The organism is Rhizobium altiplani (assembly GCF_001542405.1).
Classification (GTDB): Bacteria; Pseudomonadota; Alphaproteobacteria; order Rhizobiales; family Rhizobiaceae; genus Rhizobium; species Rhizobium altiplani.
The window spans coordinates 1-25,723 of the sequence record NZ_LNCD01000143.1 but is presented as its reverse complement, the minus strand read 5'-3'; the positions used below and the strand labels follow the sequence as shown (position 1 = coordinate 25,723).

The following is a 25,723-nucleotide window of genomic DNA, read 5'->3' as shown; positions in this document are numbered from 1 at the left end:
CTGTTCATCGGTTACCTGTTCGGCGTGCGCTCGGAGCGTCAGTTGGTGCGCGAGATCGAGGTCAACGTCGCCTACCGCTGGTTCTTGCGGCTGAAGCTGACGGATCCCGTGTTCGACGCCTCGACCCTGTCGCAGAACCGCCGCCGGCGCTTCAACGACACGTCGGTGGCCCAGGACATCTTTGATCATATCGTCAGCCAGGCGATCGCCCACAAGCTGGTCGATGGCACGGTGCTTTACACGGATTCAACGCATCTGAAGGCGAATGCCAACAAGGGCAAATACGATCTTGCGATGATCGAAAAGTCGCGGGCCGATTATTGGGCCGATCTCGACCGGGCGATCGAGGCGGAGCGGACGCTGCACGGGCAAAAGCCGCTGAAGGACAAAGAGCGTGAGCCGCAGGTGAAGGAAATCAAGGTGTCGCGCACCGATCCCGACAGCGGCTACATGGTGCGCGACGGCAAGCCGAAGGGCTTCTTCTATCTCGACCACCGCACGGTCGACGGCAAGCTTGCGATCATCACCGACACCCATGTGACGCCGGCCAATGTGCATGACAGTATCGTCTATCTCGAGCGGCTCGACCGGCAGCGGGAGCGGTTCGGCTTCGAGGTCGGCGCCGTCGGCCTGGATGCCGGCTATGCCACGTCCGGCATCGCCAAGGGGCTGGAGGACCGCCAGATCCTAGGCGTCACCGGCTATCGCAATCCGACCCCACCCAAAGATGGCATGATGCGCAAGTCGAAGTTCGACTATGAGCCCGAGACGGACGGTTATCGCTGCCCCGAAGGCCAACTGCTCGCCTATGCCACCACCGACCGCAACGGTTATCGCCACTACACATCCGACCCGGCGATCTGCCAAACCTGTCCGCTGCTCGCCTCCTGCACATCAAACACCAAGGCGGTGCGCACCATCACCCGCCATGTCTGGGCCGATGCGCGCCAGCGCACCGACGCCAACCGCCTGACCCCTTGGGGCAAGGCAAGCGCCGCAAGGAGACGGTCGAGCGCTCGTTTGCCGATGCCAAGCAGCTTCACGGCCATCGCTATGCCCGCTTCCGAAGTCTCACCCGTGTCGCATGCCAGTGCCTGCTGGCCGCAGCCGCCCAAAACATCAAGAAGATCGCAATGGCGCTCACCAAGCCACCCAGACCAGCCATGGCATGAGGGCCAGAGACCGCCAACTTCGCCGCGCCGCAGAACCCAACTTAAAACAACCAACGTCCAAAAAAACAAACCCGCCGAAAATATCGACGGGTTTGTCAGCGGTCTGAGCCCGCTTGAAGCGGGCTTTTTCATGCTTTTTTTTCCCAACGCCCTTCCGGGGTCTGTTGCCAATAGGTGAGGTTATGTCCTTCGCCTTTCAGGTTCTTCCATTGCGCGCGAGCCCCTTCGAGCTGCGCCTGGTCGTAACCATCGAACATAAAGACGATCCGGCTATAAGGCTCGACCGGCGGCGGCTCAGCTCCATCGACGATAAATCGTACCGTCGCCGCGTTGGAATTCCCTTCGGAAACCGTAAGGAGAACCGGCTGATTTGCCGCCAGGTCCCCCTCATCCGTGCCATGCGGCAGGAAGCTATCCTCGCGAAATGTCCAGAGATGCTGATCGAGCAGGTCGCGTCGCGCAGCGTCTTTCAACTGCACCGCGACCCGCCAGCCGCGCTCGACGCTTTTCTCGAGCAACGGCGGGAGGGCATCCTCCAGCTTGGATTCCGTCAGATGGTAAAACAGAACTTCCGTCATGACTCGTAGTTGGCACGCACCAGCTCATCGAGTAGGCGTACGCCGTAACCGGAACCCCAGGACTGATTGATCTCATCCTGCGGCGAGCCCATTGCCGTTCCTGCGATGTCGAGGTGTGCCCAAGGCGTTTCCTGCACGAATCGCTTCAGGAAATGAGCGGCGGTGATCGATCCCGCATGACGGCCGCCGGAGTTCTTCATGTCGGCGAACTTGCTGTCGATCAGCTTGTCATACTCCTTGCCGAGCGGCATGCGCCACAGCTTTTCGCTGCTTGTCAAGCCGGCAGCGGTCAGCTGCGCGGAGAGCTCATCGTCATTCGAGAACAGACCGGCGTGGACATTGCCGAGCGCAACAAGGATAGCGCCGGTCAATGTTGCCAGATTGATCATGAATTTCGGCTTGAAGCGATCGTTGCAATACCACAACGCGTCACACAGAACGAGCCGGCCTTCAGCATCGGTATTGATGATCTCGATCGTCTGGCCCGACATCGAGGTAACGATGTCGCCGGGACGCTGCGCGTTTCCGTCGGGCATATTTTCGACCAGACCGATGATGCCGACCGCGTTCACGGCTGCCTTGCGGGCAGCGAGGACATGCATCAGGCCGGTGACAGCGGCAGCACCGCCCATGTCACCCTTCATTTCCTCCATGCCGGCAGCGGGCTTGATCGAAATGCCGCCGGTATCAAAGACCACGCCCTTGCCGATGAAGGCGACCGGACTCTCGCCGCTCTTGCCGCCCTTCCACTGCATGACCGCCAGACGCGGGGGCCTGACCGAGCCTTGTGCCACGCCCAGCAGGGCGCCCATGCCAAGCTTTTGCATTTCCTTCTCGGTGAGGATTTCTACCTCGACCCCAAGTTTCTGCAATTCGCTTGCCTTGGCGGCAAACTCCACCGGACCCAGAACATTCGGCGGCTCGTTCACAAGATCGCGGGCCAGGTTAACGCCCGCCGCAACGGCTTCCGAGAGCTTGAAGGCTTCTGCCGCCTCTGTCGCTTTGGCGGTAACGATCTTGATCGGCACCTGCCCATTCCGGCCATTGCCGTCCTCGTCCTTCTTCTTGGTCTTGTAGGTATCGAAGCTATAGGCGCGCAAAAGCATTCCAAGCGCAAAATCCGCCGCTTCCTTCGCTCCGACGCCGGCACCCGGCGCATCGACGAAGATTGCGACCTTTTCGGCCTTCTTGATCTTGGATGCGGCGACGCCGCCAGCCTTCAGCCAATCGTGAGCGGTCAGCTCTTCAGGTTTGCCGAGTCCTACCACGATAAGCCGCTCAGCTGCGGACCTCTCGGGCGCAACGAGATCCAGCACAGTCGTCGCCTTGGCGGAGAAGCCGGCGATCTTTGCTGCTCTCGGGATGACGCCAGCGGGATCCGCAAGCTTGGCCCCGGCGGCAAGGTCCGTTCCGCTTGCCTGCAGGAGGATCGCGTAGCCACCGGCGATCTCGGTGGAGCTTGCAAATGAGATATCGAACTTGGCTGACATGTCTTCTCCGTTGGGATTGTCCTAAATCCGCTCTATCCGATCATTTCGGGTTTCACCCCCGAAAACAAGTCTTCGGGATGAGGCCGTGGCGGCCTGACTAACCGCCAACCCGTTAAAGGGATGTCATCTTCGGCGCATATTCCTCCCGCAGAATTGAGTCCACAGGAATTCCGAATTGCTTTCCCTTTTGATGTCTGCAGGGACGAGGACGTGTTGGCGCATACAAATGCCCGACAGCGATCCCGCACATGTGTTTATAGGTCTTTTCTGTCTGTGGTGGCTGCTGCTTCTGCTGTTCAATGGCTTTCCGCAGATCGATGTCTACGCATCAGCGCATTTCTTTGTGCGCGAGGCATGCAGCACTCCAGCCACATTCGGAAAAAACTGCGGCTACTTTCCCTACCGGCACGAGGCTTATCTCGGGTTCCTGAGAACGCTGTTCTTCCGGCTTCCCTACCTCATCGCCATCGTCCTCTTGTGGAAACTCTTGGAGTGCTACGGGCACTGCGGGGCCACTTTCAACCTCGCGCGCCCGCTCCTTCAAGATTGCGCTCACGTCGCTGATGATCGGCCCTGTGATCCTCACCAACCTCATTTTCAAGACATACTGGGGTAGACCGCGACCGTCCCAAACGCTGGATTTTGGTGGCCACCTCGACTTCGTGCAGGCGGGCTCCATGATCGGAAAATGCGTATCGAACTGCTCTTTCATTTCCGGCGAAGCGGCAGGCGCCGGCTGGGTTTTCTGTCTGATTTTCCTGATACCACAGCCGGCGCGCTTCGCGCTTGCCCTCCCCCTCACAGCGATCGCCTTTCTGACACCGGCCATGCGTCTTGCATTTGGCGCGCACTACCTTTCAGACGTCATCCTGGGTTGGCTTTCGTCCGTTGTTGTCTTTGCAGGTCTTCTTGCGCTTACCGATTCGCCACAGGGCAAAAAAAAACTGAAATTTGAATGAATATTCGACTCCAGCTTGTCGCAAAAGAGACCCAAACAGCGTAGATGGATTTCGCTGCGTAGCGGCATTGGTTCGCAAATGGCGTTCAAGGGCATTAATGAAACTGCTTGAAACATACATACTCCGGCGCGTTGGCCAGATGTTTCTCGTTGCCCTGTTGCCGGTGCTCGCGATCATTTGGACGACTCAGGTCCTGCAGCGCGTCAATCTCGTAACCGACAGCGGCCAGTCGATGGGATCGTTCGCCAAGCTGGCAACGCTGATTCTTCCGTCGATCATTCCGATCGTGCTGCCGTTCGCACTTGTGATCGGTGTGACGCAGACCCTGACGACGATGAATAACGATTCGGAGCTGACCGTCATCGACGCGGCTGGCGCCAAGCGCAGCATTATCCTGCGCCCGATCCTCATCCTCGCCGCCGTCATTAGCATCTTTTCGTTTCTGGTGGATAACGTCGTCGAGCCGAAGGCCAAGACGGGGGTTCGCCAGATGGTGGCCGCTGCCTATGCGGATCTGCTCTCGACCGTGATTGAAGAGAAGAACTTCCGCCGCATCGACACCGGCCTCTACGTACAGATATCCGAGAGATTGGCCGGACGCGTGCTCAAGGGCTTGTTCGTCGTCGATGAGCGCGACCCCGCATTCGAGCTTATCTACTACGCACGTGAAGGCGCCGTTGACGAGAAGGGCACGTCACTCATCATGCATGATGGCGAGGTTCACCGCAAAACGCAAACCGGTGAAGTCTCCGTCATTCGTTTCGATTCCTACTCCTTCGACCTGTCCGATCTGACCCAAAACCGCGGTCAGGCAACTCTTCGCGCATCCGACCGCGAGCTTGCGTTCCTCTTCAATCCGGATCCGAACGATAAGGATTACATCGCCAGACCCGGTAGTTATCGTGCCGAATTGCACCGCCGCATGACGGATTGGGTTCTTCCGATGGTGTTTGCGCTGATTTCGCTCGCGATCGCCGGTGATGCTCGCTCCCACCGCGAAGCGCGGTTGCACCCCATGGTCGCGGCGCTCATCTTCGCGTTCGGTATTCGTTGGGCGTCGTTCTACGCCGCCAACCAGATCGACACGGATCCAGAGTATATCGGCGTGCTCTATGCGATTCCCGTGGTCGCCAGCCTTTTGGCAATCGCATCTCTGTCGCACCACAAGCGCCTGTCGGTCGTGTCCGCGATGAGCGACCGAATCTCCGCCTCTTGGCAGCGACTGTCGCGACGCTTTGGCCGGTCGGCAGATCCCTCCGCCGGAGGCAGCGCATGATTCTCGGGACACTCGGCCGTTACTTCTTCCGTCGATACCTGCTGACCACAATGTGGTTCTTTCTCGGCGTGATTGGCATCGTCTACCTCGTTGATTTCAGCGAGACCGCTGGCCGACTCTCCGGTCTTCCCGGCTACACCGTGACCGGCGGGCTCGCGATGACGGCGGTGCGTCTGCCGCTCATCTTGCAGCAGACCGTGCCCTTCATTGCCCTCTTTGTGGGCATGACCGTTCTAATCGGGCTCAACCGAAAATACGAACTGGTCGTGACGCGTGCTGCCGGCATCTCGGTTTGGCAGTTCATGTCTCCCTTCCTCGCCGGCGCCTTTTTGCTCGGCGTCCTGGTCATGACCGTCCTCAATCCGCTGGCAGCCTGGGGGCAACGTCAGGCTGCCGTCATCGAGAGCAACTGGCGTGGAGAAGTCTCAGGGTCCAACGCCGCGCCGCAAGTTCCGTGGATTCGCCAGATCAGCGGCGGGGACGACGTGATCATCGGAGCGAATACGATTCTCGAAAACGGCACGCTGCTTATGAACGCCGTGTTCGTGCATTTCGATTCGTCCGATCACATCATCCTGAGACAGGACGCCGCGTCGGCAAAATTGGAAGATGGTTACTGGCTTCTTAAGAACGTTGTCGAGCGTCGTCCGGGCGAAGTCGCCACACGGCTCGATGAGGTGCGCGTAAGCACCAATTTGAAACAGGATTTCATCCAGCAGAGGCTGACAGCCCCTGAAACTATTGGCTTTTTTGATCTCTCGAGCCGAATTGACGCGGCGAGATCCTTCGGGATTCCGACCAAGGCGCTTGAGACCCAATTTCATTCGTTGTTGTCCCAACCACTGTTGCTTGTCGCAATGACTCTCATTGCTGCAACAGTGTCCCTAAAATTTAGCCGGTTCAACCAGTCGAGGTCGGTGATTCTGGGTGGAATCCTGTCGGGCTTCGTGCTTTATGTGGTCACCGTGCTTGTAAAAGCATTCGGAAGCAGTGGGGTTGTCCCGCCTTTCGTGGCAACGTGGATTCCGGTCATCGTTGCCTTGGCTTTGGGTGCAACAATTCTGCTTCATCAGGAGGATGGCTAGTGGCGGCAGGCGACCGCAAGACTCTTAGTAAACAGTTGGTTGCCCTGCTCCTAGGCGCGGCCCTGTCTACCTATTCGAATGGCTTTCCTGCTGCTTTCGCCCAGGATGCCCTGCAAGGCTTGAGGCCGAACGTGTCCGCCGACCAGAAGCTGATTCTGTCGGCAAACGAACTCGTCTACAACAAGGACGCGCAGATCGTTTCGGCCATCGGCGGTGTACAGATTAACTACGCCGGCTACAGATTGGTGGCGCAACGCGTCGAGTACAATCAGCAGACCCGCCGCCTGATGGCGCTCGGCAACGTGGAGTTGATCGCCCCCGACGGCAACCGCATGTACGGTGACAAGATTGACATCACCGACGATTTTGCCAACGGGTTCGTAAACGCGCTCCGAATTGAGACCCCCGACAATACGCGCCTGGTTGCCGAAACCGGCCAGCGTGTTGGGGGCACGCAAATGATCCTGAACAGGGGCGTCTATACCGCCTGTTTGCCTTGCGCTGAAAGACCGGAACGACCTCCCTTCTGGCAGGTAAAGGCTGAACGCGTCATTCAGGACGGCGTCAAGCATACGATTCGCCTTGAAAAGGCGCGCTTCGAGCTCCTTGGCCACCCTCTCGCCTACGTTCCGTGGATCGAGGTCCCCGACAATACCGTGAAGCGGAAGTCCGGCTTCCTTTTCCCGACCTTTAGCGCATCGCAGAATCTCGGCTTCGGCCTTTCTGTCCCGTACTATTACGTCATTTCGCCGAGCAGCGACGTCACGGTGACCGGCACGGGTTACACCACCCAGGGTTTCCTGGCGGATGCGGAATTCCGCCAGAGATTCGAGAACGGCACGCACACCTTGCGCGTGGCCGGTATCGACCAGCTCAGCCCGGGGACCTTTACGCCCGGCACTAGCGATGCCGAAAATGACTTCCGCGGTGTCGTAGCGTCGAAGGGGGCCTTCCGAATCAACCCGCGATGGGCGTTTGGTTGGGACGTGATGGTTCAGAGTGACAACAACTTCGCTCGCACCTATAACCTGAAGGGTCTGGACGAAAGTACACATACCAACCAAGTTTACCTGACGGGTCTCGGCAAGCGGAATTATTTCGATCTGCGCTCGTTCTATTTCGACGTTCAGAACGCCGATCCGAATGATGTCGCCGAGAAGCAGCAGGCAATCGTTTACCCGGTGATGGACTATCACTTCGTGGCGCCGCAGCCGCTCGCCGGAGGTGAACTATCTGCCGATGTCAACTTCACGAACCTGTCGCGCACGCACGACGACTTTTATAGCGTCGCAGGCTTTGATCGGTTCCGCGGCCTTGAGGGCCAGACATCTCGCCTGACGGGCGAACTGGAATGGAAGCGGACCTTTGTCACGCCTCAGGGCTTCTTGATCACTCCGCTGCTTGCAGCCCGGGGCGATGCCTTGGCATTGAACATGACGCCGCCGCCGACCTCCGGCACCTTTGTCTATGACGGCAATTACGACGACGGCAATGCAGCGACGCGTTCGATGTTTACCGCAGGATTGGAAATGCGCTACCCGATCCTCGGTACGACCGCGAACAGTACACACCTGTTCGAACCGATCGTCCAGGTCTATGCACGACCTGACGAACGGCTTGCCGGCTCTCTTCCGAACGAAGATGCGCAGAGCTTCGTGTTCGATGCGACCAATCTTTTCGAGCGTGATAAGTTCTCTGGCTACGACCGTATCGAAGGTGGCACGCGCGCTAATGTCGGCTTCCAGTACACCGGTACGTTTGACAACGGCTACAAGCTGCACGGTATCTTCGGCCAATCCTACCAGCTCGGCGGCCAAAACTCCTTTGACACGGCTGATCTGGTAAACGTCGGCGCCGACTCCGGCCTCGAAACGGACGTCTCCGACTTTGTCGGACTCGGCGGGATCGAAACGCCACAGGGCGTTGCCCTTGCAGCTTCCTATCGGCTTGACGAGAAGGACCTGGATTTCCGTCGTGGCGATTTGACGGCCGGTTACCAGACCGACAATTTCCAAGGTCAGATGATTTACACGCATGTCTCAGCGCAGCCGGAATACGGCTTCGCCGAGGACAATGATGAGATCCAGGCCAAGGCTGCTGTTAAGTTCAAGGATTATTGGACGGTATTTGGCGGCGTCGCTTGGGACCTTCAGGACAACACTGTTGTCAGGAAGACAATCGGCCTTACCTATGAAGACGAATGCACCATCTTCACGATCGCATATATCGACAAGCGCGATACCACCGCGGAAACCGCGAGCGACTGGAGTATCGGGGCGAGGTTGACCTTCCGGACGCTGGGCGACATCAATCTCGGCACGCCCATAGATGCCAGCCCAACCATCTACCAGAATTAACTGACAGTTCTGTAATACGGCGAAAGAAAGGGCCTTTCTTTCGCCGTAAGACTATGCAGGACATTGTCGCCAGTTGAGATCTAAGGCATATGCTGAATTTTCAATTTGCAGCGGTAATGCCCGTGTGTCTCGGGAAGGTATGCGCGCGGCGACGTGAGTGCGCGGCGCCAATGGGAAGGGTCGATAGATGATTGGCGCAAGAAGAACCGTAAGGACTATGATTGCCGGCGCGACTTTCGCGATGCTGGCGGCTTTTGCCTCGCCGCAGACCGGCTCAGCTTTTGCTGCAAGCGAAGTCAGAGTTGTCGTCAACGGAACAGCAATCACCAGCGGTGACATCGCCAAGCGCCAGGCATTCCTGCGCCTGCAGCATCAAAAGGCTGATGCGAAAGCAGCGGAAGAACAGCTGATCGAACAGACGCTGAAGCAGCAGGAAATTTCCCGCGTCCGCATGTCGGTTTCCAAGGACGACGTCAACGCATCGTTCGCGCGGTTCGCGAGCGGCAACAAGTTGACGACGGACCAGATGACGCAAATTCTCGAACGCGCCGGCGTCGGTGTTGATCATTTCAAGGCTTTCATTGCCGTGCAGATGAGCTGGCCGCGCCTTGTCAATGCCCGCTACGGTTCGAGCAATCGCATGTCGAATTCCGACCTTGTTGCCCGCATGATGGAGAACAAGCAGAAGCCGGAAACCACCGAATATATTCTGCAGCAGATGATCTTCGTCGTTCCCGCCAACAAGAAGGGCATCGTCGGCAAACGCAAGAGCGAAGCCGAGGCGTCTCGCGCGAAGTATCCGGGTTGTGACCAGGCAAAGGTCTTCGCAGCAACGATGCTTGACGTGTCAGTCCGTGACCTTGGTCGCGTTCTTGCACCGGAACTTCCGGCCGAATGGAAGCCGCTTGTCGAGCAGGCAAAGGGCAACACGACCGCCACGCGCGTGACCGACAGAGGTGTCGAATACATCGCCATCTGCAGCCAGCGCCAGGTTTCTGATGACCAAGCCGCCGAAATGGTGTTCCGCCAGGAAGACCTTGATAAGGCGAAGGCAGGGAAGAACGCCCCTCCGGAAAATCCGAACGCCCAGAAATATATGGAAGAGCTGCGCAAGAAGGCGCAGATCATGCGTCCCTGAGCAAGATGACACTCTCGTTCTCGCGCCCGCTTGCTCTCAGCCAGGGCGATCCGGCCGGCGTCGGCCCCGATGTCACACTTCTGGCCTGGATGCGGCGCAGGGAGCTGGGTCTGCCTCCGTTCGTGTTCATTGGCGACCCTGATGTACTGGCATCGCGTGCCAAGCTCCTGGGCTTGACGATCGCCATTCGCGAGACCGATTGCACCAACGCCAATGATGTCTTTGCAGATGCCCTCCCCGTGCTCCCCATTACCGCAGGTATCGACGTTGTAGCGGGTGAGCCGCATGTGGCGACGGCAAAGAGCACGATCGCCGCGATCGAAAGAGCTGTCTCGCTGACAATGAGTGGCGAAGCCCTCGGCGTCGTCACCAACCCGATCGCCAAGTCCGTTCTCTACGAATCCGGCTTTCCCTTCCCCGGACACACTGAGTTTTTGGCCGATCTCGCCGCACGTGCGACTGGACAAGCGGGGATGCCGGTGATGATGCTCGCGGGTCCGAAGCTCCGCACCATTCCTGTTACAATTCATATTCCGCTCAAGGATGTGCCTCAGGCACTGACGGCCGATCTCATCATCGAGACTTGCCGGATTGCTGATGCCGATCTCAGGCGTCGCTTCGGGATCGAGCAACCCCGGCTCGCGATAGCCGGTCTCAATCCACACGCCGGAGAAGACGGTACGATCGGCAAAGAGGATGAAACGGTCATCAAACCGGCCATCCAATTCCTGAGATCCGAGGGGATAAACGCAATCGGTCCGCTGCCTGCCGATACGATGTTCCACGACGACGCCAGAGCGCGTTACGACGTTGCGATCTGCATGTATCACGACCAGGCCCTGATACCGGCCAAGGCACTTGGCTTCGACGACGCTGTCAACGTCACGCTGGGATTGCCCTTTGTGCGCACCTCGCCCGATCACGGCACCGCATTCGGGATCGCCGGCAAGGGCCTTGCGCGTGAAAACAGTCTCGTCGCGGCGCTGAAGCTCGCCGGTCACCTCGGACGCACCACAGAAGGGCATCGTTGATGGCTGCCTTGGATGGGCTGCCGCCCCTTCGCGATGTCATTCAGCGCCATGGCCTCGATGCGCGCAAGGCGCTCGGCCAGAACTTCTTGCTCGATCTCAACCTGACGCAGAAGGTTGCTCGCACAGCCGGCTCCTTGGAAGGAGCCACGGTTTTTGAGGTCGGTCCGGGTCCCGGCGGCCTGACGCGCGCCATTCTGGCATTGGGTGCAAAGAAGGTGATCGCCGTCGAGCGTGATTCTCGCTGTTTACCCGCGCTTTCGGAAATCGCGGATCACTATCCGGGGAGGCTCGAGGTCATCGAAGGCGATGCGCTGAAGACGGACTTCGAAGCTCTGACGCCCGAGGGACCGGTGAAGATCATTGCCAACCTGCCCTACAATGTCGGCACGCAGCTGCTGGTCAATTGGATCCTGCCGAAGCAGTGGCCTCCTTTCTGGGACTCGCTGACGCTGATGTTTCAGAAGGAAGTGGGAGAGCGCGTCGTTGCGGCCGAAGACGACGACCACTATGGACGTCTTGGCGTGCTTTGCGGATGGCGTACGAACGCACGGATGGCGTTTGACATTCCGCCGCAAGCTTTCACGCCGCCGCCGAAAGTAACGTCGACTGTCGTTCATCTGACCCCAAAGGAAAGCCCGATCCCCTGCTCGGTCGCCGATCTGGAGAAGGTCACGCATGCCGCCTTCGGCCAGCGACGCAAGATGCTGCGGCAGAGCCTAAAGCCGCTGGGGGGCGAAGTCTTGTTGAAGAAGGCGGATATCGACCCGCAACGACGGGCCGAAACGCTTTCAGTCGAAGAGTTTGTTCGACTGGCGAATTGCCTCTAGCCAGCGTTCGCTTAGGGCACGCCGACTTTCCAGGATAGTGAATCGCTTGACAGCATATCGGCCCGGTCAGTTGATCTAGCCGCAAGCACCATTGCATCGACCGTGCAGGTCCTAAAGGTTCGGCTCTTCAGTCAGCAGCCCGTTGACGAAATCGAACAGGCCGTAACGCCGGTCGCGGCGGACGCGTTCGGCATTGACGATGCAGCTCACATTGCGAAAAGCCTCATCGAGATCGTCGTTGACGATGACATAGTCGTATTCGCGCCAGCGTTCGATCTCCGCGCGCGAATTCAAAAGCCGCGTGCGAATGACCTCTTCCGAATCCTCGGCCCGGCGATGCAAGCGAGACTGCAGTTCGGTCATGGTGGGCGGCAGCACGAAGATCGAAACGATATCGGCCTTCATCTTGTCCTGAAGCTGCAAGGCACCCTGCCAGTCGATATCGAACAGCATGTCGCGACCTTCGGCCATGGCCGATTCCACGGGCTCGCGCGGCGTGCCATAAAAGTTGCCGTGAACCTCCGCCCATTCGAGCAGATCGCCTGAGTCGCGCATCCTCTCGAACTGCGGTACAGTGATAAAGTGATAATGCTTGCCGGCAATCTCGCTCGGCCGCTTGGCCCTGGTCGTAACGCTGACAGAGATTTCGAGGCTGTGGTCGTCTCGGAGAAGGTTGCCAGCAATTGTCGACTTGCCTGCGCCCGAGGGCGAGGACAGGACAAGCATCAGCCCGCGCCGGGCGATTTTGGTGGGTGTGCTCGACTGGGCCGGGCTCATGTATCACTCCAGATTCTGGACCTGCTCGCGGAACTGGTCGATGACGACTTTCAGTTCGATGCCGGCGGCGGTGATTGCCGCGGCATTCGACTTCGAGCAGATAGTATTCGATTCTCGGTTAAATTCCTGTGCAAGGAAATCCAGCTTACGCCCGACCGGGCCGCCCTTGCCGAGCAGGTCGCGAGCGGCAACCACATGCGCTTTCAGGCGATCGATCTCTTCACGGAGATCCGCCTTGGTGGCGAGCAGAGCAGCTTCCGCATGCAGCCGGTCGCGATCCAGCTTTCCCGATCCATCCATCAGCAATGCGACCTGCGCGGCCAATCTCGTCGAGATCTCCTGCGGAGAGCGGGAGGGGTCACGCTCGATCACCTCTGTCAATCCCTCGATGGTGGCCACATGGTCGAGAAGTACGCGCGACAGAGCGGCACCTTCCGTCTCGCGCATGTGCCGTAGGTCGGCGAGAGCTGCGATCAGGCCTTCCACAATATCGGAATCGCGGGCGGCGATCGCTTCATCACCGTCCTCGCTCTCGCGGAATTCGATGATACCCCGGATGGCGAGCAATGTATCCAGCTGCAACGGCGCGGGATCGATGATGCCGCCAAGCTGATCGCGCAAGGCGAGCACAGCGGAAAGCGCTTCCTGATTGAGGACGGTTTCAATGCGGCTCTCACCGGCAGAGACGGAAAGCGACGCCTGCATATTGCCTCGGCTGAAGCGCTCGCCGGCAAGGCGACGCACGTCGCTCTCCATACGCTCCAGCCCCGGCGGGAAGCGCAAGCGCAGGTCAAGGCCCTTGCCGTTGACCGAACGCAACTCCCAAGCCCAACGCCAACGGCCGCTCGTGCCTTCTCGCCGCGCAAAACCGGTCATGGACTGCAAAGCCATGCGAGCCTCCAAAAATCAGTTCGTCTTCTTTTTCTTTTGGGCAGCAGGCGCGGCAGGTGTGTCCGGCTGCGTCTGGCTCTCGGGCTGTCCGTCGACCGCAATATTGGGGTCGGCTCCCTTGGCGGCTTCCAGTTGGCGCCAGCGCTTGACGTTCGCGTTATGCTCCTCAAGAGTGGCTGCAAAAACGTGCCCGCCGGAACCATCGGCGACGAAATACAGATCCTGCGTCTTCCACGGATTGGCGACAGCCTCCAGCGCATCACGGCCCGGATTGGCGATCGGCGTCGGGGGAAGCCCCTTGATCACGTAGGTGTTGTAGGGCGTTTCCTTCTTCAGGTCCGACTGATAGATCGGGCGATCCGTCGGCTTTCCGTCGCCGCCGAACAACCCGTAGATGATTGTCGGATCTGATTGAAGGCGCATCCCCTTGCCCAGCCGGTTAAGGAAGACGGAAGCCACGTGGGCACGCTCATCGGGAACTCCAGTCTCCTTCTCGACGATCGAGGCGAGGACGACCAGTTCGTCCTTTGACTTGAGTTGCAGCGACGGGTCGCGCTTGTCCCAAACCTGCTCGACCAGCTTCTGCTGGGCCGCAGCCATCTGCCCGATGATTTCGACCCGCTTCGTGCCGCGCGAGAACTTGTAGGTATCCGGGCGGAGGCTTCCCTCTGCGGGGACGACAGCCGGGAGATCGCCTTCCAGCACGGCATCCTCGTTCAGGCGATTGAACATCTGGCGGACGGTGAGGCCCTCGGGGAAGGCAACCGAATACAGGATCGACTTCCCAGATTTCAGCAGTTCCATGATGTCGTTCATGGAAGCATGTGCCTTGATTTCGTACTCACCCGCCTTGAGGCTCTCGCCATCATCAAGGTGGGTTGCCGTGAGGTAGCGGAAGATACGGGCATCCGAGACGATGTTGTTTCGTTCAAGGCTCGCGGCAATTTCAGCAACGCCGGCACCATTTCGCACGATGAAGTTCGTGTTCGTTTCCAGGGGACCAGGATCTTGGTAGGCCGAGATCGCGTAGTAGAAGAGGAAGACAGCGGCTGCGCAGCCGAGGACGACCAGCGTCATCAGGAAGTTCAGGAAAATGATAACCTGGCTGCGCGCTTTCTTCGAGCGCTTCGGCGGCTCGGGCACGCGTTCCGGCCGCAGCGCCTCGCTTGGCGACTTGGGAATGATCGGCCCACTCTGCGTCTGCTGGCTCTCCTCGCCGATCGTCCCGTTGTTTTGGTTCGTATCGTTCACCGGCAATCCTCTAAACTTGGCCTCAAGTCCCGCTTCTTGCTAAGCAATGCGGCAAAATGCAGGTGGGGCCACGCCGCGCAAGGTGCAGCCCCACCGCCAGAACGTCAACGCCTGAACTCAGGCGACGTAGCGGCGCAGCACCAGCGAGGCATTCGTGCCGCCGAATCCGAAGGAATTCGACAGGGCGACGTTGATTTCCCGCTGCCTGGCCTTGTGCGGGACGAGGTCGATCGCGGTCTCGCGCTCAGGATTGTCGAGGTTGAGCGTCGGAGGCGCGACATTGTCCCGGATCGCAAGCGTTGCGAAGATGGCCTCGATCGCGCCGGCAGCACCGAGCAGATGACCGGTCGCGGACTTCGTCGACGACATCGAGATCTTGGAGGCAGCATTACCAACCAGACGCTCCACCGCGCCGAGCTCGATCGTGTCGGCCATCGTCGACGTGCCATGCGCGTTGATGTAGTCGATATCGGCAGCGGTCAAGCCGGCTCGCCTCAACGCCATCGTCATGCAGCGCTGCGCGCCTTCACCGTCCTCGGACGGAGCCGTGATGTGATAGGCATCGCCCGAGAGGCCATAGCCGACCACTTCGGCATAGATCTTGGCGCCGCGCGCCTTGGCATGTTCCAGCTCTTCGAGAACGACGATACCGGCCCCCTCACCCATGACGAACCCATCACGGTCCTTGTCATAGGGGCGCGACGCTTTGGTCGGATCGTCGTTGTGCTGGGTGGACAGCGCCTTGCAGGCGGCAAAGCCGGCGAGCGAGATGCGGCTGACCGGGGACTCGGTGCCGCCAGCAACCATGACGTCCGCATCGCCGAACGCGATGAGACGGGCAGCATCACCGATCGCGTGAGCGCCAGTCGAGCATGCCGTGACCACCGAGTGGTTCGGCCCGCGCAGCTTGTGGCGGATCGACACCTGTCCGGATACGAGGTTGATCAGACGGCCAGGAATGAAGAAGGGCGAAATGCGGCGCGGGCCCTTGTCGCGCAGCGTATAGCCTGCTTCGACAATGCCCTCGATGCCGCCAATGCCGGAGCCGATCAAGACGCCGGTCGCAACCTGGTCCTCATCGCTCTCGGGGTGCCAGTTCGCATCTTTAAGCGCCATATCAGCGGCGGCCATGCCGTAGATGATAAACGGATCAACCTTGCGCTGTTCCTTAGGCTCCATCCAGTCGTCGGCGTTGAAGGTGCCGTTGCTGCCGTCACCAACCGGGATGCGGCAGGCAATCTTTGCGGGCAGATCGTCGACTTCGAATTCAGTGACAAGGCGGGCGCCGTTCTGACCCGCAAGCAAGCGGGACCACGTCACTTCCGTTCCGCATCCCAAGGGTGATACCATGCCGGTACCAGTTATGACGACCCGTCTCATCGACTGCATTCCCCCGCCTTTTATGTTCTTGGAGAACCATGCCAGAAATAAAAAGGGCGGACTCCGGGTCCGCCCTTTTCTCAATCGCTCAGGATTAAGCCTGAGCCTTTTCGATAAACTTCACGGCATCGCCGACCGTCAGGATCGAGTCTGCAGCGTCGTCCGGAATCTCAACGCCGAATTCTTCTTCGAACGCCATGACCAGTTCGACGGTGTCGAGCGAGTCAGCGCCCAGATCGTCGATAAAGCTGGCGCTTTCAACAACCTTGTCGGCGTCGACGCCAAGATGATCAATAACAATTTTCTTTACGCGTTCTGCGATATCGCTCATGTCGGTTTCCTCGACCTTATATCCTGATCAGAATGCCTTGTGACATCCCTACCCTGTTTCAGCCTGCGGCGCCGTTAAGCCACCCTCGGCAAACTCTTTGAACCCGGCTACCAGAAATGTCCCAGGCTTGCACAAAAGCCCGCCGGTCCGTCTGCTTTCTCGGGAGACTGTTCACAGTCATGGCCCGCTTAACACGGTTTAAGTCTGCCGCAAAGCCAGAAAATCAACCCCATCGGGTTGCTCAACACGCTATTGCGACGAAAACTGCCTCGAAACGCAGTTTCCCGTTTCAGATCATGGCCATGCCGCCGTTTACGTGCAGCGTCTGGCCTGTCATATAAGCAGCTTCCGACGAGGCGAGATAGGCAACCGCAGAGGCGACTTCCGCGCCGGTGCCCATGCGTTTCATCGGGATCGCTCCCATGATCGCTTCCTTCTGCTTGTCGTTCAGCTTGCCGGTCATGGCGGACTCGATGAAGCCAGGCGCCACGCAGTTGACCGTGACGTTGCGGGTTGCGATCTCCTGAGCCAGTGACTTCGTGAAGCCGATCATGCCCGCCTTGGAGGCGCAGTAATTGGCCTGGCCCGGATTGCCGGTCACGCCCACGACCGACGTGATGTTGATGATACGGCCATAGCGGCGGCGCATCATCGGATGCGTCAGCTCGCGCGTCAGGCGGAACATCGCCGTCAGGTTCACTTCGATGACGCTATCCCAGTCCTCGTCGCTCATGCGCACAAACAGGCCGTCCTTGGTGATGCCGGCGTTGTTGACGAGGATGTCCACACCTTCGAGATCGGCTTCCGCCTTGACGCCGAGCGCCTTGACTTCGTCGCGGTCTGCGAGGTTGGCCGGGAAGATCTTGACGCGATCGCCGAGATCGTTGGCCAGCGCCTCAAGCTTCTCGACTCGGGTGCCATGAAGGCCGACGATCGCGCCCTGCTTATGCAAGATACGGGCGATTTCTTCGCCGATGCCGCCGGATGCGCCGGTAACCAGAGCCTTGCGGCCGGAAAGATCGAGCATGGGTAGTGTTCCTTGTAATCGTTAAATCTATCAGGCCATCAGGGCGGCAACGGCCGCGTCGATATCAGCAGGCGTGTTGACGGCGATGCCGTTCACCGTCTTGTCGATGCGGCGTGCAAGGCCGGTCAGGACCTTGCCGGAGCCGACCTCGTAAAGCGTCGTCGCGCCATTGGCCGCGAACCACTCGACAGTCTCGCGCCAGCGGACCTGGCCCGTCACCTGCTCCACCAGCAGCTTTGCAATCTCGTCGGCGTCGGTCACCGGCGCAGCGCGCACGTTGGCGATAAGAGGCACAACCGGGTTGGACTTCTTCACGCCGGCCAGCGCTTCGCGCATCGCTTCTGCAGCTGGGGCCATCAGCGAAGAATGGAAGGGAGCGGAGACCGGAAGCAGGATCGCGCGCTTGGCGCCCTTCTCGGTCGCAATCGCAGCGCCCTTTTCGACGGCCGCCTTCTCGCCTGATATGACGATCTGACCGCCGCCGTTGTCGTTGGCGATCTGGCAGTAGCCGACGGCCGAGGCTTCCTCGCAGACGGCGGCGACATCGGCATGTTCAAGGCCAATAATGGCCGCCATCGCGCCGACGCCGACCGGTACGGCGGCCTGCATGGCGTTGCCGCGGATGCGGAGCAACCGTGCAGTGTCGGCCAGCGAGAAGGTTCCTGCGGCGCAGAGCGCTGAGTATTCGCCGAGCGAATGACCGGCGACATAGGAGACCTTTGCCTTTAGGTCGACGCCGTTGGTTTCGAGGACCCGGATAACCGCCATCGAAACCGCCATCAAGGCCGGCTGCGCATTGGCCGTCAGGGTCAGCGTATCTTCCGGCCCATTGAACATCGTCTCGGACAGCTTCTCGCCCAGCGCTTCGTCGACTTCTTGGAAGACGGCGCGTGCCTCGGCGAAGTTTTCAGCGAGATCCTTGCCCATGCCGACAGCCTGGCTGCCCTGCCCCGGAAATGTGAAAGCGATGGTCATCCTATGTCCTTTATAAATGGACCTCTGGTTATTTCGCCTCCAATTGACATTCTTTCCTGCAGAGTCAAGTGCCGGAGCCCCGCGCTCCAAGGCTTTTGCAGCTGCGAGAACGCAGCGTTTTGGCCCCTTGCGCTTACTCAATTCCAGTCTAGATTTGCGCCGCCCCTCCAGACCATTTCTTTTTCAGATCACTTTCAAGGCTTTCAGATGAAATACAGGAAACTTGGCCGCACGGATATTTCCGTGTCCGAAATCTGCCTCGGCACCATGACGTGGGGCACGCAAAACACCGAGATCGAAGCGCACGAGCAGATGGACCATTCCGTCGAGAAGGGCGTCAACTTCTTCGACACGGCCGAGCTCTATCCGACTACGCCCGTTTCGGCGGAAACGCAGGGGCTGACCGAAGACTACATCGGCAGCTGGCTCCAGAAGACGGGCATGCGCAAGGATATCGTGCTCGCGACGAAGGTCGCGGGCCCCGGCCGTTCCTACATCCGCAACGGCGACGGTGCCGACGCGAAGAATATTCGCCTGGCGATCGAGGCAAGCCTGAAGCGCCTGCGGACCGACTATGTCGACCTCTACCAGATTCATTGGCCGAGCCGCGGACATTTCCATTTCCGTCAGGCTTGGCACTACGATCCCTTCAAGCAGGACCACGCCAAGGCCGTCGCCAATATCACGGAGATATTGGAAACGATGGGTGCTCTTGTGAGGGAAGGCAAGGTTCGCGCCTTCGGCCTTTCAAACGAAACCACCTGGGGCACCCAGAAGTATCTGACGCTCGCCGAACAGCTTGGCCTGCCGCGCGTTGCCACGATCCAGAACGAATATAATCTGCTCTACCGCCACCACGACCTCGATCTGGCGGAGCTGTCGCATCACGAGGGTGTCGGCCTGCTCGCCTATTCCCCCCTCGCCGGCGGCATCCTGAGCGGCAAGTATATCGACGGCGCCAAGCCGGAAGGCTCGCGCGGGGCGATCAATGGCGATCTCGGCGGTCGGCTGCAGCCTTTGCAGGAAGCACCGACGAAGGCTTATCTCGACATCGCTGCACGGCATGGGCTCGATCCTGCTGCGATGGCGCTCGCCTTCTGCCTGCATCGCCGATTCATGGCTTCGGTGATTATCGGCGCGACGACGATGAAACAGCTCGATACAGACCTGAGCTCCGTCAATCTCAAGCTGTCGCACGACGTTCTCGTGGAAATCGAGGCGGTTCATCGCCAGTACCCGATGCCGATCTAAGGCAACCGGACGATGCATCACGATCTGGCCGTCGACGGCCAGATCACTGCCCTGAAACCATTGCATCGGGGCCCCGCCCCACGCAAAGTCGCCACAACGACAAGTTTCGAGAACTTTGCCCGCGCGGCAATTTCCGCTTCTCCGTCCTGCGCAATTCAGCTACGTTTATAGGGCTCTGTGTAGGGCCGCGGGGAGCTCATTCCGTGGAACGGAAGCTCGCAGTCATCCTTGCCGGCGACGTGGCCGGTTACAGCCGCCTTGTTGCAGCCAACGAGGAGGATGCGCTTGCGACCCTGAGCGTCTACAGCACCACGATTGGTGACCTCGTTTGCGAGCATGGCGGGCGGATTTTCGGCAGCTCCGGAGACAGCGTGGTGGCGGAATTCCACAGCGCAGTGCAAGGCGTTCGCGCAGCGGTCGCCATCCAGCGCGCGCTCAATCGCCGAAACGCCGACTTGCCTGTGGATCGCCGAATGGAGTTTCGCCTCGGGCTCAATCTCGGGGACGTCGTGGTTTCCGGCGATAACCTGCTCGGCGACGGGGTGAATGTCGCCGCCCGCCTTCAGGAGGTGGCGCTACCTTCGGGTATCTGCATCTCTGGCGCCTTGCGCGAGCAGATCGAAGGGAAGCTGGACTTCCCTCTCGTGCCGATGGGCGATCGTACGCTGAAGAACATTCCGCGCCCGGTGCCTGTGCATAAGGTCGACTGGACCGGCGAGGACCCCGTGGAGGGCGGCGCGCTCGGGGGGCCGCTCCGACTGCCTGACAAACCCTCGATTGCGGTATTGCCCTTCGTCAACATGTCCGATGACCCAGAGCAGGAGTTCTTCGCCGATGGCTTGACCGAAGACATCATCACTGCGCTTTCGCTCTACCGCTGGTTTTTCGTCATCGCCCAGAATTCGTCCTTCGCCTATAAGGGGCGGGCCGTCGACGTGAAGCAGATTGGACGCGATCTCGGTGTCCGCTATCTCGTGGAGGGTAGTGTGCGCAGGTCCGGGACGCGGGTCCGCGTCACGGGGCAGCTGATCGAAGCGGAGAGCGGCGTTCACCTCTGGGCACAGCGCTACGACCGCGAAATCGCCGACATCTTCGCCATCCAGGACGAGCTCACCCAAAATGTCGTCGGCGCCATCGAGCCGGAAATCCTGATAGGCGAAAGCCGCCGGGCACTGCTTAGAACGACGGACAATCTTGATGCCTATGAAAGCCATATGCGCGGCACATGGCTCCACAATGCCCAGGATACCGCCGAACACTTCATCGAATCCATAGCCTGGCATCGCCGAGCCATCGAGCTCGACCCCGAATTTGCACGCGCTCACATGATGCTGGCTCGCTCGCTCTACGCGCGCTGTTTCCACGGCTTCAGCAACGATGTCGACAGGGACAGCACGGAACTTCGGGCGGAGGCAGAGCGCGCAGTGGCACTCGATCCGCGCGATCCCTATTCCCACTACGCCATGTGTCTTGGCCATTTCGTCGCTCACAACGCCCCGGCCGCAGTAGAAGAGGCACAGCAGGCGATCGATCTCAATCCCAATTTCGCACTGGCGCATATGGGACTTGGGTGGGCCAGAATATTCACTGGCCACTTTGCGGCAGCTTGCGATCCACTCCATATGGCCCTGCGGCTCAGCCCGCATGATCCCCTGGCCTACCTCATCCTCGACCGGCTGGCGCTGTCGAACTACCATCTCGGCAACTACGAGGAAGCGATCCACTATTCCGAGCGCGGCCTTTCCCTGCGACGCGCCTATTTCAATCGCGTCGTTCTTCTTGCAAGCCTGGGGCAATTGCAGCGGCGCGAGGAGGCACAGCGCCTGATCCCGGAAATTCTCGCGAATGTCCCCGCCGACCTGGAGCATTACTGGAAGATCCTGACGCCCTACGTCGACCCCGGTCACTACGACCATTTCGTCGACGGGCTGCGCAAGGCCGGGCTACCGTCGTTGAACTCGCAACGAGAACATTGCTGACTGTCCCTTGCGTTTCCGCCAAAAACCCGTATAAGCGCCCTGTTCGCAAACCCGGTCTTCTGGCTGGTGGCTGAACGGAGGGCCGGTTTCCTACGGGAAATCGTTCGGAACGGAAGCGTTCCAGCCTCCCGTGTCTCCGCTCTCGACCGTCTCGGAAACGCTTTTCTTGCCTGGGTCCGCCCATTCAGGAGCAGTCGTTGAGGCTTAGCCGCCGAATATCGGGTTGAATAAACGCAAGAAAGGCAAAGCTGTCATGGCTCTTTATGAACATGTATTCCTTGCCCGACAGGATATTTCCGCTCAGCAGGTTGATGCCCTCGTAGAACAGTACAAGGGTGTTATCGAAGCTAACGGCGGCAAGGTCGGGCGCGTAGAAAACTGGGGCCTCAAGTCCCTCACCTACCGTATCAAGAAGAACCGCAAGGCTCACTACGTTCTCGTCGACATCGACGCCCCGGCTGCTGCCGTGCAGGAAATGGAACGTCAGATGCGCATCAGCGAAGACGTCCTGCGCTACATGACGATCGCTGTTGAAAAGCACGAAGAAGGCCCGTCTGCCATGATGCAAAAGCGCGACCGCGACGACCGCGGCCCGCGTGAAGGCGGCGACCGTGGCCCGCGCCGCGAGTTCGGCGACCGTCCGCCGCGCCGTGATGGCGACTTCCAGCGTGGTCCGCGTCCGGACCGTGCTCCCCGCGAAGACCGTGCATAAGGAGATCTAAGAATGTCTGAAGCTTCCTCCGCTCCGGTTCGTCGCCCCTTCCACCGTCGTCGCAAGACTTGCCCGTTCTCCGGCGCAAACGCTCCGCGCATCGACTACAAGGACGTTCGTCTCCTGCAGCGCTACATTTCCGAGCGCGGCAAGATCGTTCCTTCCCGTATCACGGCTGTTTCCCAGAAGAAGCAGCGCGAACTCGCCCAGGCGATCAAGCGCGCTCGTTTCCTCGGCCTGCTGCCGTACGTCGTCGCTTAATCAGCCGACGAGACCAAATCGAGGGAAGGCAGCAGTGCCTTCCCTTCTCCCTTTCGCGATGGGCGCGGATCGGAACTCTTAAAACCCATGTTGAGGCTTTTCTGAAGCTGTTCAGAAGAACCCTCTAACTGCTCGATGAAGCAGGACAGCGACCGTGAACCGACTGAACACAAAAACGCTAAGCATTGGCGCACTCGCTGGAGTGACCGCAGCACTTCTGGTGCTCGGCGCGAGCCTGCAGCCGTCGTTCAGCGCGGTCCTCTACGCTGCTTCGGCACTTCCCATTCTTCTCGTCGGCCTCGGCTGGGGCAACATGGCGGCAATCTCTGCCGTCGTCGCAGCCGCTGTAGTCGGCGCGATCGCCATCTCGCCGTCCTTCGCGCTGATGATGACGCTGGTCACGCTGCTTCCGGCCGGGTGGCTCAGCCACCTTGCGAATCTTGCCCGTCCCGCCTCGGAGCTTGGCGGGCCTGAGCATCTGATGGCCTGGTATCCGCTTTCGGATATCCTGCTGCACCTCTGCGGCCTCGTCACCATCGCGGTGATCGTCGTTGGCGTGATGATCGGTTACGGTCCTGAGCTCATCGACCGGCTGGTCGATGTCCTGTTCGGCTCGCTTGCGCAGCAGCAGCCAGAGTTTTCGCCCGATCCGGCAGTGACGGCACAAACCAAATCGCTGGTCCTGCTCATGCTGCCTGCCATCCAGGGCGGCATGTGGGTGGTCATGCTGTTTTCCGCCTACCACATCGCAACCCGGATCGTCAGTGCATCCGGCCGTGGTCTGCGTCCGCGTGAGGACATTCCTTCGGCACTGCGCATGAACCGCAATTCAATCTTCGTTTTTCTCGTTGGGCTTGCCGCCACGTTCTTCGGCGGCATACCGGCGATGATCGGAGCAACCGTCGTCGGCACCTTCGGCGCCGGCTTCCTGCTTTCCGGCTTCGCCGCGCTGCACTTCCGCACGCGCGGCAAGGATTGGCGCCTGCCGGCACTCATCCTCTGCTACCTGGCATCGCTCGTCCTGATGGTGCCAGCCTTTTTCATCCTCGTGGTGGGACTGAGCGATACCCGCAAGGCGATCGCACTGACCCCGAACAAGGATGTCGATGCCCCCAAACAGACAGACACGAAAATCTAAAGACACGAAAGGAACACCAACATGGAAGTCATTCTTCTTGAACGCATCTCCAAGCTCGGCCAGATGGGCGAAACCGTAAAGGTTCGCGACGGCTTCGCTCGTAACTACCTCCTGCCGCTCGGCAAGGCTCTTCGCGCCAACGAAGCCAACAAGAAGCGTTTCGAATCCGAGCGTGCAACGCTCGAAGCTCGTAACCTCGAGCGCAAGTCGGAAGCACAGAAGGTTGCTGACGTTCTCGACGGCAAGTCCTTCATCGTCGTTCGCTCGGCTGGCGAAACCGGCCAGCTGTACGGCTCGGTTGCTGCTCGCGACGTCGTTGAAATCCTCGCTGCCGAAGGCTTCAACATCGGCCGCAACCAGGTTCACCTGAACACCCCGATCAAGTCGATCGGCCTGCACAAGGTTGAACTGCAGCTCCACGCTGAAGTCGAAATTCACGTCGAGCTCAACGTTGCGCGTTCGGCTGAAGAAGCTGGCCGTCAGGCGAAGGGCGAAACCCTCACCTCCGTCGATGCCATCTACGGCGTTGACGAAGACGCCCTGCGTCCGGAAGACTTCTTCGATCCGGAAGCCGACCTCGAAGGCGACGAAGCTTAATCTTCAGAGAAACCTCTCTGGAATGTACGAAAGCCCGGCTCACGCCGGGCTCAGACTGCTGACAAACCCCTGGCCTCGTCCAGGGGTTTGTGATTCACTGGGTCATGTTGAAGAAACCTGCTCCCGAACAGACGGCTCTCGAGATGGTGACGCTCGATCAGCTTGTTCCGAAGGATCACCTGCTTCGCAAGATCGACGCGGTAATCGACTTTTCCTTCATCCATGATCGGGTTGCCGGTCTTTACTGTGCTGATAACGGCCGCCCGCCGCTCGATCCGACCTTGATGTTCAAGGCGCTGTTCATCGGTTACCTGTTCGGCGTGCGCTCGGAGCGTCAGTTGGTGCGCGAGATCGAGGTCAACGTCGCCTACCGCTGGTTCTTGCGGCTGAAGCTGACGGATCCCGTGTTCGACGCCTCGACCCTGTCGCAGAACCGCCGCCGGCGCTTCAACGACACGTCGGTGGCCCAGGACATCTTTGATCATATCGTCAGCCAGGCGATCGCCCACAAGCTGGTCGATGGCACGGTGCTTTACACGGATTCAACGCATCTGAAGGCGAATGCCAACAAGGGCAAATACGATCTTGCGATGATCGAAAAGTCGCGGGCCGATTATTGGGCCGATCTCGACCGGGCGATCGAGGCGGAGCGGACGCTGCACGGGCAAAAGCCGCTGAAGGACAAAGAGCGTGAGCCGCAGGTGAAGGAAATCAAGGTGTCGCGCACCGATCCCGACAGCGGCTACATGGTGCGCGACGGCAAGCCGAAGGGCTTCTTCTATCTCGACCACCGCACGGTCGACGGCAAGCTTGCGATCATCACCGACACCCATGTGACGCCGGCCAATGTGCATGACAGTATCGTCTATCTCGAGCGGCTCGACCGGCAGCGGGAGCGGTTCGGCTTCGAGGTCGGCGCCGTCGGCCTGGATGCCGGCTATGCCACGTCCGGCATCGCCAAGGGGCTGGAGGACCGCCAGATCCTAGGCGTCACCGGCTATCGCAATCCGACCCCACCCAAAGATGGCATGATGCGCAAGTCGAAGTTCGACTATGAGCCCGAGACGGACGGTTATCGCTGCCCCGAAGGCCAACTGCTCGCCTATGCCACCACCGACCGCAACGGTTATCGCCACTACACATCCGACCCGGCGATCTGCCAAACCTGTCCGCTGCTCGCCTCCTGCACATCAAACACCAAGGCGGTGCGCACCATCACCCGCCATGTCTGGGCCGATGC

General features: G+C 59.7%; 22 protein-coding genes and 2 pseudogenes. 15 read left to right on the top strand and 9 right to left on the bottom strand.

The genetic code is table 11. The features are described from left to right. Nucleotides 1-1,172 (top strand): annotated as a pseudogene (locus AS026_RS36355) (IS1182 family transposase); the annotation flags it as partial. Between the two features lie 128 nt (nt 1,173-1,300). Here the strand turns inward: AS026_RS36355 and AS026_RS36350 are convergent. Next, nucleotides 1,301-1,750 carry a DNA polymerase III subunit chi gene (locus AS026_RS36350; protein WP_018116853.1) on the bottom strand — a complete coding sequence of 150 codons (450 nt, stop codon included), beginning with the start codon at nt 1,748-1,750 and terminating at the stop codon, nt 1,301-1,303. Beyond that, entirely contained in the window at nt 1,747-3,240 is a 1,494-nt protein-coding gene (locus tag AS026_RS36345; protein WP_062375867.1) for a leucyl aminopeptidase, read from the bottom strand. The genes AS026_RS36350 and AS026_RS36345 overlap by 4 nt, the downstream gene beginning before the upstream one ends. 190 nt (nt 3,241-3,430) lie before the next feature. Here AS026_RS36345 and AS026_RS36340 point away from each other — a divergent pair. The 7 genes and pseudogenes from AS026_RS36340 (at nt 3,431) to rsmA (ending at nt 11,913) form a co-directional block, all read left to right on the top strand. After that, nucleotides 3,431-4,199 (top strand): annotated as a pseudogene (locus tag AS026_RS36340) (phosphatase PAP2 family protein). Between the two features lie 97 nt (nt 4,200-4,296). Then, the gene (lptF, locus tag AS026_RS36335) at nt 4,297-5,475 is read left to right on the top strand and encodes an LPS export ABC transporter permease LptF (RefSeq protein WP_025659817.1); all 1,179 of its coding nucleotides are present in this window, start codon (nt 4,297-4,299) and stop codon (nt 5,473-5,475) included. Then, nucleotides 5,472-6,560 (top strand): LPS export ABC transporter permease LptG, encoded by a 1,089-nt coding sequence (gene lptG, locus AS026_RS36330; RefSeq protein WP_018116849.1) that lies wholly within the window; start codon nt 5,472-5,474, stop codon nt 6,558-6,560. The genes lptF and lptG overlap by 4 nt, the downstream gene beginning before the upstream one ends. Further along, nucleotides 6,560-8,917, top strand: coding sequence for an LPS-assembly protein LptD (locus AS026_RS36325; RefSeq protein WP_062375864.1), 2,358 nt, complete (start codon nt 6,560-6,562; stop codon nt 8,915-8,917). The genes lptG and AS026_RS36325 overlap by 1 nt, the downstream gene beginning before the upstream one ends. 187 nt (nt 8,918-9,104) lie before the next feature. Further along, complete coding sequence (locus AS026_RS36320; protein WP_025659820.1) at nt 9,105-10,055, top strand: SurA N-terminal domain-containing protein; 951 nt, start codon at nt 9,105-9,107, stop codon at nt 10,053-10,055. Nucleotides 10,056-10,060: 5 nt separating this feature from the next. Next, entirely contained in the window at nt 10,061-11,086 is a 1,026-nt protein-coding gene (gene pdxA, locus AS026_RS36315; RefSeq protein ID WP_062375861.1) for a 4-hydroxythreonine-4-phosphate dehydrogenase PdxA, read from the top strand. Beyond that, nucleotides 11,086-11,913 carry a 16S rRNA (adenine(1518)-N(6)/adenine(1519)-N(6))-dimethyltransferase RsmA gene (rsmA, locus tag AS026_RS36310; protein ID WP_018116249.1) on the top strand — a complete coding sequence of 276 codons (828 nt, stop codon included), beginning with the start codon at nt 11,086-11,088 and terminating at the stop codon, nt 11,911-11,913. The genes pdxA and rsmA overlap by 1 nt, the downstream gene beginning before the upstream one ends. 111 nt (nt 11,914-12,024) lie before the next feature. On the opposite strand, the gene gmk is transcribed toward rsmA, so the two are convergent. The 7 genes from gmk to fabD form a co-directional block, all read right to left on the bottom strand. Next, on the bottom strand, nt 12,025-12,690 hold the full coding sequence (gmk, locus tag AS026_RS36305; protein WP_018116250.1) for a guanylate kinase: 666 nt from the start codon (nt 12,688-12,690) through the stop codon (nt 12,025-12,027). Between the two features lie 3 nt (nt 12,691-12,693). Beyond that, entirely contained in the window at nt 12,694-13,581 is an 888-nt protein-coding gene (locus AS026_RS36300; RefSeq protein WP_018116251.1) for a YicC/YloC family endoribonuclease, read from the bottom strand. Nucleotides 13,582-13,596: 15 nt separating this feature from the next. Then, a complete protein-coding gene (gene mltG, locus AS026_RS36295; protein WP_425349845.1) occupies nt 13,597-14,838 on the bottom strand; it encodes an endolytic transglycosylase MltG in 1,242 nt (413 codons plus the stop codon). 111 nt (nt 14,839-14,949) lie between these two features. Beyond that, nucleotides 14,950-16,212, bottom strand: coding sequence for a beta-ketoacyl-ACP synthase II (gene fabF, locus AS026_RS36290; protein ID WP_062375870.1), 1,263 nt, complete (start codon nt 16,210-16,212; stop codon nt 14,950-14,952). 94 nt (nt 16,213-16,306) lie between these two features. After that, nucleotides 16,307-16,543 carry an acyl carrier protein gene (locus AS026_RS36285; protein WP_003547058.1) on the bottom strand — a complete coding sequence of 79 codons (237 nt, stop codon included), beginning with the start codon at nt 16,541-16,543 and terminating at the stop codon, nt 16,307-16,309. Between the two features lie 289 nt (nt 16,544-16,832). Continuing rightward, nucleotides 16,833-17,570, bottom strand: a complete 738-nt coding sequence (fabG, locus tag AS026_RS36280) for a 3-oxoacyl-[acyl-carrier-protein] reductase (protein ID WP_018116182.1) — start codon at nt 17,568-17,570, stop codon at nt 16,833-16,835. A gap of 30 nt (nt 17,571-17,600) precedes the next feature. Beyond that, complete coding sequence (gene fabD, locus AS026_RS36275; RefSeq protein ID WP_062375858.1) at nt 17,601-18,545, bottom strand: ACP S-malonyltransferase; 945 nt, start codon at nt 18,543-18,545, stop codon at nt 17,601-17,603. A gap of 207 nt (nt 18,546-18,752) precedes the next feature. On the opposite strand from fabD, the gene AS026_RS36270 reads away from it, so the two are divergent. From AS026_RS36270 to AS026_RS36240, 7 genes are all read left to right on the top strand, one after another. Beyond that, the gene (locus tag AS026_RS36270; RefSeq protein ID WP_062375855.1) at nt 18,753-19,796 is read left to right on the top strand and encodes an aldo/keto reductase; all 1,044 of its coding nucleotides are present in this window, start codon (nt 18,753-18,755) and stop codon (nt 19,794-19,796) included. Nucleotides 19,797-19,999: 203 nt separating this feature from the next. After that, on the top strand, nt 20,000-21,775 hold the full coding sequence (locus AS026_RS36265) for an adenylate/guanylate cyclase domain-containing protein (RefSeq protein WP_025659827.1): 1,776 nt from the start codon (nt 20,000-20,002) through the stop codon (nt 21,773-21,775). Nucleotides 21,776-22,028: 253 nt separating this feature from the next. After that, a complete protein-coding gene (gene rpsF, locus AS026_RS36260) occupies nt 22,029-22,487 on the top strand; it encodes a 30S ribosomal protein S6 (RefSeq protein WP_018857377.1) in 459 nt (152 codons plus the stop codon). A 12-nt stretch (nt 22,488-22,499) separates the two neighbouring features. Continuing rightward, nucleotides 22,500-22,748: a 30S ribosomal protein S18 gene (gene rpsR / locus AS026_RS36255; RefSeq protein WP_004680498.1), complete on the top strand. Its 249-nt coding sequence runs from the start codon at nt 22,500-22,502 to the stop codon at nt 22,746-22,748. 154 nt (nt 22,749-22,902) lie between these two features. Then, on the top strand, nt 22,903-23,886 hold the full coding sequence (locus tag AS026_RS36250) for a YybS family protein (protein ID WP_018857378.1): 984 nt from the start codon (nt 22,903-22,905) through the stop codon (nt 23,884-23,886). Nucleotides 23,887-23,907: 21 nt separating this feature from the next. Then, nucleotides 23,908-24,483, top strand: coding sequence for a 50S ribosomal protein L9 (gene rplI / locus AS026_RS36245; protein ID WP_025659829.1), 576 nt, complete (start codon nt 23,908-23,910; stop codon nt 24,481-24,483). A gap of 104 nt (nt 24,484-24,587) precedes the next feature. Continuing rightward, nucleotides 24,588-25,723, top strand: a 1,136-nt coding sequence (locus AS026_RS36240) for an IS1182 family transposase (RefSeq protein ID WP_062368615.1), incomplete at its 3' end; no start/stop codon positions are given.

Excerpts from the sequence above, each read along its gene's own strand:
- AS026_RS36350 (WP_018116853.1), bottom strand. The coding sequence starts at position 1,750 with ATGACGGAAGTTCTGTTTTACCATCTGACGGAATCCAAGCTGGAGGAT.
- AS026_RS36345 (WP_062375867.1), bottom strand. The coding sequence starts at position 3,240 with ATGTCAGCCAAGTTCGATATCTCATTTGCAAGCTCCACCGAGATCGCC.
- lptF (WP_025659817.1), top strand. The coding sequence starts at position 4,297 with ATGAAACTGCTTGAAACATACATACTCCGGCGCGTTGGCCAGATGTTT.
- lptG (WP_018116849.1), top strand. The coding sequence starts at position 5,472 with ATGATTCTCGGGACACTCGGCCGTTACTTCTTCCGTCGATACCTGCTG.
- AS026_RS36320 (WP_025659820.1), top strand. The coding sequence starts at position 9,105 with ATGATTGGCGCAAGAAGAACCGTAAGGACTATGATTGCCGGCGCGACT.
- pdxA (WP_062375861.1), top strand. The coding sequence starts at position 10,061 with ATGACACTCTCGTTCTCGCGCCCGCTTGCTCTCAGCCAGGGCGATCCG.
- rsmA (WP_018116249.1), top strand. The coding sequence starts at position 11,086 with ATGGCTGCCTTGGATGGGCTGCCGCCCCTTCGCGATGTCATTCAGCGC.
- gmk (WP_018116250.1), bottom strand. The coding sequence starts at position 12,690 with ATGAGCCCGGCCCAGTCGAGCACACCCACCAAAATCGCCCGGCGCGGG.
- AS026_RS36300 (WP_018116251.1), bottom strand. The coding sequence starts at position 13,581 with ATGGCTTTGCAGTCCATGACCGGTTTTGCGCGGCGAGAAGGCACGAGC.
- fabF (WP_062375870.1), bottom strand. The coding sequence starts at position 16,212 with ATGAGACGGGTCGTCATAACTGGTACCGGCATGGTATCACCCTTGGGA.
- AS026_RS36285 (WP_003547058.1), bottom strand. The coding sequence starts at position 16,543 with ATGAGCGATATCGCAGAACGCGTAAAGAAAATTGTTATTGATCATCTT.
- fabG (WP_018116182.1), bottom strand. The coding sequence starts at position 17,570 with ATGCTCGATCTTTCCGGCCGCAAGGCTCTGGTTACCGGCGCATCCGGC.
- fabD (WP_062375858.1), bottom strand. The coding sequence starts at position 18,545 with ATGACCATCGCTTTCACATTTCCGGGGCAGGGCAGCCAGGCTGTCGGC.
- AS026_RS36270 (WP_062375855.1), top strand. The coding sequence starts at position 18,753 with ATGAAATACAGGAAACTTGGCCGCACGGATATTTCCGTGTCCGAAATC.
- rpsF (WP_018857377.1), top strand. The coding sequence starts at position 22,029 with ATGGCTCTTTATGAACATGTATTCCTTGCCCGACAGGATATTTCCGCT.
- rpsR (WP_004680498.1), top strand. The coding sequence starts at position 22,500 with ATGTCTGAAGCTTCCTCCGCTCCGGTTCGTCGCCCCTTCCACCGTCGT.
- rplI (WP_025659829.1), top strand. The coding sequence starts at position 23,908 with ATGGAAGTCATTCTTCTTGAACGCATCTCCAAGCTCGGCCAGATGGGC.